Source organism: Phenylobacterium sp. (genome assembly GCF_031181185.1).
Taxonomy (GTDB): domain Bacteria; phylum Pseudomonadota; class Alphaproteobacteria; order Caulobacterales; family Caulobacteraceae; genus Phenylobacterium.
This window is the reverse complement of sequence record NZ_JAPSKZ010000029.1, coordinates 20,397-29,522: the sequence shown is the minus strand read 5'-3', so window position 1 is coordinate 29,522 and position 9,126 is coordinate 20,397. Positions and strand designations below refer to the sequence as shown.

The following is a 9,126-nucleotide window of genomic DNA, read 5'->3' as shown; positions in this document are numbered from 1 at the left end:
ACCTCGAGCGGGTCGCAGTCATCGGCCACTCGTTCGGAGGGGCGACGGCGGCGCTCGCGTTGTCGCAGGACCCGCGTGTGAGGGCGGGCGCCAACCTTGACGGTATGCCGTATGGAGGGGTCGAGCGCGCGCGGCTCGACAGGCCGTTCCTGGTGATCGAGAGCGACCACGCGGTCACCCGACATCCAGCGCTCTACGGATCGAGGGTCCGGGGGCTGCTTGCCGGAAGCCGCACGCCGGGCGCTCGCTTCGAGATCCTGGGCACGAACCACTACAGCTTCACCGACGCCGAGTTGTTCTTCGCGCCGCCGGCGCGCCCGCTGCTTCGCAAAGTCTTCGGAGGACGCTTGCCGACGCGCGCCGCGCTCAAGACGGCCGCCGATCTCGTGGACGGCTTCCTGCGCGACAGCCTGGACGGCGCGAGCGGCCGGCTCGCCGCCGCAGCAGCCCGCCACTCGGACGTCCTGCGCGCCCACTGACGTCAGGCGAACAGGTCGCCCTGCGCCGCGGCCGGGGCGCCTTCGATCGCCAGCAGCTTCAGCTTCGTGTTGACGCCGCCTCGCGCCGAGAAACCGCCCGGCTTGCCGCCGGCTGCGGTCACGCGATGGCAGGGCACGACGATCGGCCAGGGGTTCTTGCCCAGCGCCTGGCCGACGTCGCGCGCCAGCAGCTTGTCGCCCAGTCTCTCGGCGATCTCGCCATAGGTCAGGGTCTCGCCGGGCGGGATGCCGCGAGCGATCTCGTAGACACGCGCGTGGAACTCCGGCGTCCAGGACAGGTCCAGCGGAGCGCGCGAAAGGTCCGCCTTCTCGCCCCGCATCAATGCCCGGATGCCGTCGATCGTCGGGCTGAGCTCGGCTGGCGGCTCGGCTTCGACGCTGTCGGGGAAGCGGCGCAGAAACCCGCGCCGGGCGGTCTCGGCGTCCCGCTCGGGCAGATGGCAGGCCACGAGCCCGGCCTCGTTCCACGCGATCCCAGCCCAACCAATCGCGGTTTCAAACAGGGCGTATTGTGTCATGGGGCCAAGATAGTGGCGTTCGCCGATAACCGCTGGCGGCTTTCGGACGTGCTAGGCCGGCGTCTGCTGGTGCTGCACCAGGCGCCACCGCGGGCCGTCCCGTCGGTAGGTCGAACTGCACCACGCCGCATAGTCCGCCGCGCCGTCGCGGCGGCCGGTCGCCCGATAGGCCAGCACGGCCAGGTCGTCGGTCGGCCGGGCGGCCTGCCGCCCCGTCATCTCCACCGCGGCCCAGCGTGGCGCGCCTTCGAGGCTCTGCAGTATGGCCTCGCCCGCCAGCACGCCGAACGGGAACACCATGACGCACGCAGGGTCCAACCCCGCCCGATAATGTTCCGGCCCGTCCAGCCAGAACCGTCGCTCCAGATCCCAGAGAAGGTCGGTTTCGTTCATGGCCGCAGAACGGGTTTTCTTGACTCGAAGTTCTCCACAGGCGCATAAGCGCGCCCTTCCGGCCTGATCTCGGTCAGCGCCCTCTACCGCCACGACCCCCAGGACCTCATCTGGGACGAGGGCGGCGAGGCCCCCCGTCGACGCAATCGTCCACGGGGGTCGACTGCGTTTGGGCCATAGGAGTTGGATTTGTTCGACGCGCTTTCTGATCGGCTGACATCCGTCTTCGACCGGCTCTCCGGTCGCGGCGTACTGTCCGAGAAGGACATCGACGAGGTGATGCGTGAGGTGCGCGTGGCCCTGCTCGAGGCCGACGTCGCCCTGCCCGTCGTCCGTGAGTTCATCGAGAAGGCGAAGGAGCGCGCCACCGGCGAGGCGGTGATCCGCTCAGTGAAGCCCGCCGACCAGGTGATCAAGATCACCTATGACGGCCTTGTCGAGATGCTGGGCGGCGGCGGGGAGCCGGAAGGCCTGCGCCTGTCGTCGAACCCGCCGACCGTGATCCTGATGTCGGGCCTGCAGGGTTCGGGCAAGACGACCACCGCCGGCAAGCTCGCGCTGCGCCTTCAGAAGGAGCGCAAGAAGGTCCTCCTGGCCTCGCTCGACACCCGCCGTCCGGCGGCGATGGAGCAGCTGGCCATGCTGGCCACGCAGGCCGGCGTCGACAGCCTGCCGATCGTGCCGGGCCAGTCCGCCCCCGACATCACCCGGCGGGCGCTGTCGGCGGCCAAGCTCCAGGGCTACGACGTCCTTATCCTCGACACCGCCGGCCGCACGACGCTGGACGAGGCGATGATGAGCGAGGCGGCCGAGATCGCGAAGATCTCGAACCCCTCCGAGACCCTGCTGGTCGCCGACGCCCTCACCGGCCAGGACGCGGTGCGCACCGCCAAGGCCTTCCACGAGCGCCTGCCGCTGACCGGCCTGGTGCTGACCCGGGCCGACGGCGACGGCCGCGGCGGCGCCGCCCTGTCGATGCGCGCCGTCACCGGCCTGCCGATCAAGTTCCTGGGCGTCTCCGAGAAGATTGACGGCCTGGACGCCTTCGACGCGCATCGCGTGGCCGGCCGGATCCTCGGCCGCGGCGACGTTGTCGCCCTCGTCGAGAAGGCCGCCCAAGACCTCGACGTCGAACGCGCCGAGGCGATGGCCAAGAAGCTGGCCAAGGGCCAGTTCGACCTCGACATGATGGCCGAGCAGCTCAAGCAGATGAAGCGCATGGGCGGCATGGAAGGCCTGATGGGCATGCTGCCCGGCGTCCAGAAGATGAAGAAGCAGATCGCCGAGAGCGGAATCAGCGACAAGACCTTCGACCGCCAGATCGCGATCATCTCCTCGATGACCAAGGCCGAGCGCAGGAAGCCGGAGATCCTGGCCGCCTCGCGCAAGCGACGCATCGCTGCCGGCGCCGGCGTCGACGTGGCCGAGGTCAACCGCGTGCTGAAGCAGCACCGTCAGATGGCCGACGCCTTCAAGATGCTGTCCAAGAACGGCGGCAAGGGCTTCGGCCAGATGGCCAAGATGCTCGGTGGCGGCAACATGGACCTAGGCAAGCTGGCCCAGCTCGGCGGCGGCAAGATGCCGAGCCCGGAGCAGATGGAAGAGCTCCAGAAGCAGCTCGGCTCTGGCCCCGGCGGCGCCCTGAAACTTCCCGGCCTCGGCGGCGGCCTGCCGCCGGGCTTCAATCCCTTCAAGAAATAGCTTTCAGACCAAGGACTAACGACAATGCTGAAGATCCGTCTCGCCCGTGGCGGCGCCAAGAAGCGCCCCTACTACTCGATCGTCGTCGCCGACAGCCACTCGCCGCGCGATGGCCGCTTCATCGAGAAGGTCGGCTCGTACAACCCGCTGCTGAAGAAGGACGATCCGAACCGGATCATCGTGAAGCAAGAGCGTATCCAGGAGTGGCTCGGCAAGGGCGCCCAGCCGACCGACCGCGTCGCCCGCGAGCTGTCGAAGCTGGGCATCACCCAGTGGACCGCCGGCAACAACCCGAAGAAGGGCGAGCCGGGCACGAAGGCCAAGGAACGTGCGGAAGAGCGCGCCCAGCGCGAAGCCGACCGCGCCGCCGCCGCGGCTGAAGCCGCCGCCGCCCCGCCGGCCGAAGAGCCGGTCGCCGAAGAAGCTCCGGCTGCGGAAGCCGCTCCGGCTGAAGAGGCCGCCCCGGCCGCCGAAGCCGCCGCGGGAGAAGCTCCGGCTGCTGAAGAGGCGCCCGCCGCCGAAGAGGCCGCTCCGGCCGCCGAAGGCGAAGAGCAGGCCTAAGTCCGCGAGGTGGGCGACAGCCTGATCCTCGTCGGCCGCGTCGCGGGCGCTTTCGGCGTCCGCGGCGAGGTCCGCATCACCAGCTTCACGGCCGATCCGTCGGCCCTGCTGGACTATCGCGACATGAAGCGTGAGGACGGCCAGCCCGCCCTGACGCTGCTCTCGGGCCGCCCTGCGAAGGGCGGCCTTGTCGTGCGCGCCAGGGAAGTCGAGACGCGAGAGCAGGCCGAGGCGCTGCGTGGGCTGAAGCTGTTCGTCCCGCGCGACGTCCTGCCCGAACCCGAAGAGGACGAGTTCTACGTCACCGACCTGATCGGGCTTTCGGTCGTCACGGCCGACGGCGAGCCGCTGGGCCGCATCAAGAATGTCCAGGACTTCGGCGCCGGCGACCTGCTGGAGGTCGAGCCCCCGCAGGGCGCCAGCTGGTACCTGCCCTTCACCCGCGAGGCCGTGCCCGAGGTGAAACTGGCTGAGGGGATCGTCATCGCGGTTCCGCCGGACGAGGTGGAGTAGGCCTTAAGCCTTCGGCTTCCGCAGCCGCATCAGACCTTCCTGCGCGCAGCTCGCCACGAGCGCGCCGTCCGAGGCGCGATAGATGTAGCCCAGGTTGAAGCCGCGGCCGCCGGACGCCGACGGCGCCTCCTGGTGGTACAGGTGCCACTCGTTGAAGTCGGTCGGCCGGTGGAACCACATGGCGTGGTCGAGGCTCGCCGTCTGCATGCCCGGCGTGCGCCAGTTCACCGCGTGGGGCCGAAGGCTGGTGCCGAGCAGGCTCATGTCCGAGGCGTAGGCCAGGATCACCTGGTGCATGCGGGTGGCTGAGCCGATCGGGTCCTTCGCCCGGAACCACACCTGCTGCACCGGCGCCAGCTTCTCGGGCCGGCGCATGTCGAAGCGGCCGCCGACGGTCCGCATCTCGATCGGCTGCGGCCGCTCGAGCCACTCGCGCTGGTCCTCCGGCAGCTTCTCCGCCAGCCGCAGCTGGGCGACCCGGTCGTCCTCCACCTCGTCCCAGTGCGGCGCCGGCGGCATCTCGGACTGGTGCTCGAAGCCCTCCTCCTCCACCTGGAACGAGGCGGCCAGGTTGAAGATCTGCTGGCCGTGCTGGACGGCGATGACCCGGCGCGTCGTGAAGCTGCCGCCGTCGCGCGAACGGTCCACCTCGAAGATGATCGGCACGTTCGGATCGCCCGGCCGGATGAAGTAGCAGTGCAGCGAGTGGCAGATGCGGTCCTCGATCGTCTCGTAGGCCGCCAGCAGCGACTGGGCGATCACCTGGCCGCCGTAGATGCGCATCCGCGACTCTTCGTCAGGCGTCGTCCCTCGGAAGAGGTTCACCTCAAGCCGCTCCAGCTTGAGCGCCTGCATGAGGGTCTGGGTATCCATGGCCGCCGGACTTTGCTGCAACTGCGAAGGCGGACGCCATTACGCCGGACGGCGGCCGGTGGGAAGAGGTGGCGCTACTTGTCGTTACGCATCCGCATAAGGCCTTCCTGGGCGACGCTGGCCACCAGGGTGCCGTCCTCGGCGTAGATCGCGCCGCGGATCAGGCCCCGGCCGTCCGCGGCCGACGGGCTGTCGTGGGCGTAGAGGTGCCACTGGTTGAAATCCGTCGGCTTGTGGAACCACATGGCGTGGTCGAGGCTCGCCGACTGGAAGCCCGGCGTCTGCCAATGCACGCCGTGCGGTCGCATGGCGGTCGACAGCAGGTTCATGTCCGAGGCGTAGGCCAGGATCACCTGGTGCATGCGCGGATCGTCTCCGATCGGCGTTCGGCAGCGGAACCAGTTCTGCGACGCGGGCTCCTTCGGCCCGTCCATCCAGTAGGTGCGGGCGTCCTTCGAGCGCATCTCGATCGGCATGGGCCGCGAGATCCAGCGCTTCGCCTGCTCGGGCGCGTCCTTCATGAGTTCGCGCAGCACCTCGTGCTGGTCGGGCAGCTCGCTCCAGTGCGGACCCGGCGGCATGTCGGCCTGATGGTGGAAGCCCTCTTCGGGGTCCTTGAAAGAGGCGGCCAGGTTGAAGATCTGCTTGCCGCGCTGGACCGCCACCACGCGCCGCGTCGTGAAGCTGCCGCCGTCGCGCGAGCGGTCCACCTCGAAGACGATCGGCGTGGTCGGATCCCCCGGCCGGATGAAATAGCAGTGCAGCGAGTGGCAGACCCGGGCCTCGACCGTCTCGTACGCCGCCAGCAGCGACTGGGCGATCACCTGGCCGCCGAAGATGCGTCCGGGCGCGGTGTCGGGCGAGGTCCCGCGGAACAGGTTCTCCTCGATCCGCTCCAGCTGCAGCGTCTCGACCAGGGTCTCGTCTTGGGCGTCGGTCTCGCTCATGGATGCCGCGATACGCGGCGGTGGCGGTCGCGGCAAGGGTTGACGCCGCGGCCGCCTTGCGCCCCTAGCAGGCCGCCATGTCCTTCGACTGCACCGTGCTGACCATGTTTCCGGACGCCTTCCCCGGACCGCTGGGCGTATCGCTCGTCGGCACGGCCTGGCGCGAGGCGAACCTGTGGTCCCTGGAAACGGTGGACATTCGGGGGTTTTCCAAGGATAAGCGCGGCTTCCTCGACGACACCCCTGCGGGTGGCGGTCCTGGACAGGTTATGCGGGCCGACGTGATCGCCTCTGCGCTGGACAGCGTGGAGCGGCGCGGACGGCCGCTTTTGTACATGAGCGCCAGGGGCCGGCCCCTGACCCAGGCGCGCGTGCGGGAATGGGCCGAAGGGCCGGGGCTGATCGTCCTGTGCGGTCGGTTCGAAGGGGTGGACCAACGGGTGCTGGACGCCCGCGGGTTCGAGGAGGTCTCCGTTGGAGACGCGGTTCTCGCCGGCGGCGAGGCGGCGGCGATGGTGGCGATCGAAGCGTGCGTACGGCTGGTGCCCGGTGTGTTGGGCCAGGCCGAGAGTTTAAGTGAAGAGAGTTTCGAGGACGGTCTCCTCGAGCATCCGCAGTACACCCGGCCGCGGACGTTCGAAGGGCTCGAGATCCCCGAAGTGCTGCTTTCGGGCAATCACGCGGCGATCCGCCGCTGGCGCCAGGAACAGCGCGAAGTCACCACGCGGGAGCGGCGTCCAGACCTCTGGGCGAAGGCTTCCGCCAATCAACAGGCAAAGGGCGAGTAAAGCCCAGTAAGGAAGACGACGATGAACGTGATCGAACAGCTCCGCAAGGAAGAGGCCGACCGCCTCCTGGCCCAACGCAAGATTCCGGAATTCCGCCCCGGCGACACCGTGCGCGTGAACGTCCGCATCAAGGAAGGCGACCGTGAACGCGTGCAGGCCTACGAAGGCGTCTGCATCGCCCGCGCCGGCCAGGGCATCGACGAGAGCTTCACGGTCCGCAAGATCTCGTTCGGCGAAGGCGTCGAGCGCCTGTTCCCGGTGATGTCGCCGATGATCGAGTCGATCGAGGTGAAGCGCCGTGGCGTCGTCCGTCGCGCCAAGCTGTACTACCTGCGCGACCGCCGCGGTAAGTCGGCCCGGATCGCCGAGCGCCAGATGACGGCCGCGGCGAAGGACGAACCCACCGAGACGCCGGAAGCCTAAGCTTCCCGCACATCAGATTTCACGAGCGGCGGCCGGAGCAATCCGGCCGCCGTTTTCGTAGGCGGAACCGTGTTCTTTCGACCCTAGGCGGCGGCCGTCCGGCCGCGCTACTCCTGCGCTTCCGCGTCGGGAGGGCCGGAATGGGACTGCTGCACGTCGACACCCAGGTATCGCGGCAGGGCGACCGCCTCGTCGCAGACGTTTCGCGCGACTGGGAGGTTTGGGGCCCGAACGGCGGCTATGTGTCGGCCATCGCGCTACGCGCCGCGGGGCTCGTCGCACCTCCGGGCCACCGGCCCGCGAGCCTCAGCGTCCAGTACGTGTCAGTGGGCGGCTTCGGCGAGACCGAGTGCCGGGTGACGCCCGTGAAGCAGGGCCGCAGCGCCTGGCTGCTGAACGTCGAGCTCATCCAGCAGGAGAAGGTCTTCCTGCAGGCGCAGGTCTGGAGCGTCGCCCGTGACGACGGTCCGGAGACCGCCGAGGCGGAGATGCCCGACGCGCCGCCACCCGCCGCACTGAAGACCTTCCGCCAGCACGTGGTCGAGCACTATGGCGACGCCGCACCCGAGCCGCACGTCTTCTGGACCAACATCGACGTCAAGCCGCTGTCCTGGCAGCCGTTCGAGGCGCCCCGCACCGCGCGGCCCGCCACGCTGGTGGAGTGGTTCAACTTCCCGGGCTTCGATCCAGGCGACGACGCTTTCGCGGCGTTCGCGCCCGCGGTCGTGCTGATCGACACCCTGCTGTGGCCAACCCACCACCGCGGCCGCGCGCAGGCGCCGGATTACATCGCCCCCAGCCTCGATCTCACCGTATGGTTCCATGAACCGCCCCGCGGCGCACAATGGCTGCTTTTGGACGCCGTCTCGGACACCGCCCGCGCCGGTCTGATCCACGGCCGCGGCCGCCTCTGGACTGAGGATGGGCGCCTGGTCGCCACGGGCGGGTCGAACCTGATCTACACGCCCAAGCGCTAGTCGCGCCCCGCTTCGGCGGCGTAGGCGCCGAGTTCTGCGGCCAGGTGGTCGAACATCAGCCGCATGCGCGGATTGCTGCGCAGGGCCTCATGCATGCAGATCCAGATGTCGAGGCGGAACTTCAGGGTCGTGGGCAGCACGCGCACCAGTCCTGCGCGGCGAGCGATCTGGTGCTGGCAGACGCCGACGCCGAAGCCCGCGCGTAGCAGCGCCAGCTGGGCGGCGTCGCTATCGGTGCGCAGCGAGAAGATGTCCCGGGTGATCGGACGGCCGATGTCCAGGTCCACCTTCGGCGGCGGTTGGCGGTCGTAGCCGATCAGGGCGTGGGCTTCGAGATCCTCAAGGCTGGCCGGAACGCCGTGCCGGTCGAGGTAGTCCTGGGTGGCGTAGAAGCCGAAGCCGACATCGCCCACCTTCTTGGCCACGATCGCGTTCTGCGTCGGCCGCGCCATGCGCACGGCGATGTCCGCATCGCGGCGCGACAGGTCTTCCAGCTTGTTCGAGACGGCCACTTCGACGTCGATGCCAGGATGGACTTGGCGGAAGCGCGCCAGGATCGGCGGCAGAACCTCGACGCCCATGATCTCGCTGGCGGCGACGCGCACCACGCCGGACGCCTCGTCGGCCGCCCCCGCCGCGTCCCGGCCGGCCGCGCCCGCCGCCGCGGCCATGTCAGCCAGGTGCGGGGCCAGCGCGAGGGCCAGATCCGTCGGCTGCAGGCCACGGGGGCTGCGCAGGAATAGCGGCGCGCCCAGCTGGCGCTCCAGCTGGTCGATGTGCCGGCCCAGGGTCGGCTGGGTCAGCCGGCGCAGCCGGGCCGCGGCCGAGAAGCTCCCCGCCTCCAGCACCGCGTGCAGGCTCTGCAACAAATCCCAATCCGGCGTCCCAGGCATGCGCGCATGCATAACCCAAGCCGTAACGGCGCAAAATGC

General features: G+C 69.4%; 12 protein-coding genes. 7 read left to right on the top strand and 5 right to left on the bottom strand.

Features of this window, described 5'->3' with window-relative positions; genetic code table 11:
* Window positions 1–479, top strand: a 479-nt coding sequence (locus RIF93_RS05630; protein ID WP_309089281.1) for a hypothetical protein, incomplete at its 5' end; no start/stop codon positions are given.
* Window positions 480–481: 2 nt separating this feature from the next.
* Here RIF93_RS05630 and RIF93_RS05625 read toward each other — a convergent pair.
* Together RIF93_RS05625 and RIF93_RS05620 are read right to left on the bottom strand one after the other, a co-directional pair.
* On the bottom strand, window positions 482–1,018 hold the full coding sequence (locus RIF93_RS05625) for a methylated-DNA--[protein]-cysteine S-methyltransferase (RefSeq protein ID WP_309089280.1): 537 nt from the start codon (window positions 1,016–1,018) through the stop codon (window positions 482–484).
* A gap of 51 nt (window positions 1,019–1,069) precedes the next feature.
* A complete protein-coding gene (locus RIF93_RS05620) occupies window positions 1,070–1,411 on the bottom strand; it encodes a nuclear transport factor 2 family protein (protein ID WP_309089278.1) in 342 nt (113 codons plus the stop codon).
* A 189-nt stretch (window positions 1,412–1,600) separates the two neighbouring features.
* On the opposite strand from RIF93_RS05620, the gene ffh reads away from it, so the two are divergent.
* Genes ffh through rimM form a run of 3 tightly spaced genes read left to right on the top strand, consistent with a single transcriptional unit; the run spans window position 1,601 to window position 4,186 of the window.
* Window positions 1,601–3,112, top strand: coding sequence for a signal recognition particle protein (gene ffh, locus RIF93_RS05615; RefSeq protein WP_309089277.1), 1,512 nt, complete (start codon window positions 1,601–1,603; stop codon window positions 3,110–3,112).
* 24 nt (window positions 3,113–3,136) lie between these two features.
* Complete coding sequence (gene rpsP / locus RIF93_RS05610) at window positions 3,137–3,673, top strand: 30S ribosomal protein S16 (protein WP_309089276.1); 537 nt, start codon at window positions 3,137–3,139, stop codon at window positions 3,671–3,673.
* Window positions 3,674–3,682: 9 nt separating this feature from the next.
* A complete protein-coding gene (gene rimM / locus RIF93_RS05605; RefSeq protein WP_309089274.1) occupies window positions 3,683–4,186 on the top strand; it encodes a ribosome maturation factor RimM in 504 nt (167 codons plus the stop codon).
* Between the two features lie 3 nt (window positions 4,187–4,189).
* Here the strand turns inward: rimM and RIF93_RS05600 are convergent, their stop codons facing one another.
* Both RIF93_RS05600 and RIF93_RS05595 read right to left on the bottom strand, forming a co-directional pair.
* Complete coding sequence (locus tag RIF93_RS05600) at window positions 4,190–5,059, bottom strand: acyl-CoA thioesterase II (RefSeq protein ID WP_309089272.1); 870 nt, start codon at window positions 5,057–5,059, stop codon at window positions 4,190–4,192.
* 74 nt (window positions 5,060–5,133) lie between these two features.
* Window positions 5,134–6,006 carry an acyl-CoA thioesterase II gene (locus tag RIF93_RS05595; RefSeq protein WP_309089270.1) on the bottom strand — a complete coding sequence of 291 codons (873 nt, stop codon included), beginning with the start codon at window positions 6,004–6,006 and terminating at the stop codon, window positions 5,134–5,136.
* A 77-nt stretch (window positions 6,007–6,083) separates the two neighbouring features.
* Here RIF93_RS05595 and trmD point away from each other — a divergent pair, with 77 nt between their 5' ends.
* From trmD to RIF93_RS05580, 3 genes are all read left to right on the top strand, one after another.
* Window positions 6,084–6,794 (top strand): tRNA (guanosine(37)-N1)-methyltransferase TrmD, encoded by a 711-nt coding sequence (trmD, locus tag RIF93_RS05590; RefSeq protein ID WP_309089268.1) that lies wholly within the window; start codon window positions 6,084–6,086, stop codon window positions 6,792–6,794.
* 21 nt (window positions 6,795–6,815) lie between these two features.
* Window positions 6,816–7,217, top strand: a complete 402-nt coding sequence (rplS, locus tag RIF93_RS05585) for a 50S ribosomal protein L19 (RefSeq protein WP_309089266.1) — start codon at window positions 6,816–6,818, stop codon at window positions 7,215–7,217.
* Window positions 7,218–7,357: 140 nt separating this feature from the next.
* Complete coding sequence (locus RIF93_RS05580; RefSeq protein WP_309089265.1) at window positions 7,358–8,194, top strand: thioesterase family protein; 837 nt, start codon at window positions 7,358–7,360, stop codon at window positions 8,192–8,194.
* On the opposite strand, the gene RIF93_RS05575 is transcribed toward RIF93_RS05580, so the two are convergent.
* Entirely contained in the window at window positions 8,191–9,060 is an 870-nt protein-coding gene (locus RIF93_RS05575; protein ID WP_309089263.1) for a LysR family transcriptional regulator, read from the bottom strand. The genes RIF93_RS05580 and RIF93_RS05575 overlap by 4 nt on opposite strands.
* Between the last annotated feature and the right edge of the window lie 66 nt (window positions 9,061–9,126).

What these genes read in the sequence shown, in the direction of transcription:
- RIF93_RS05620 (WP_309089278.1), bottom strand. Translation starts at nt 1,411, where the DNA reads ATGAACGAAACCGACCTTCTCTGGGATCTGGAGCGACGGTTCTGGCTG.
- rpsP (WP_309089276.1), top strand. Translation starts at nt 3,137, where the DNA reads ATGCTGAAGATCCGTCTCGCCCGTGGCGGCGCCAAGAAGCGCCCCTAC.
- trmD (WP_309089268.1), top strand. Translation starts at nt 6,084, where the DNA reads ATGTCCTTCGACTGCACCGTGCTGACCATGTTTCCGGACGCCTTCCCC.
- rplS (WP_309089266.1), top strand. Translation starts at nt 6,816, where the DNA reads ATGAACGTGATCGAACAGCTCCGCAAGGAAGAGGCCGACCGCCTCCTG.
- RIF93_RS05580 (WP_309089265.1), top strand. Translation starts at nt 7,358, where the DNA reads ATGGGACTGCTGCACGTCGACACCCAGGTATCGCGGCAGGGCGACCGC.
- RIF93_RS05600 (WP_309089272.1), bottom strand. Translation starts at nt 5,059, where the DNA reads ATGGATACCCAGACCCTCATGCAGGCGCTCAAGCTGGAGCGGCTTGAG.
- RIF93_RS05595 (WP_309089270.1), bottom strand. Translation starts at nt 6,006, where the DNA reads ATGAGCGAGACCGACGCCCAAGACGAGACCCTGGTCGAGACGCTGCAG.
- RIF93_RS05625 (WP_309089280.1), bottom strand. Translation starts at nt 1,018, where the DNA reads ATGACACAATACGCCCTGTTTGAAACCGCGATTGGTTGGGCTGGGATC.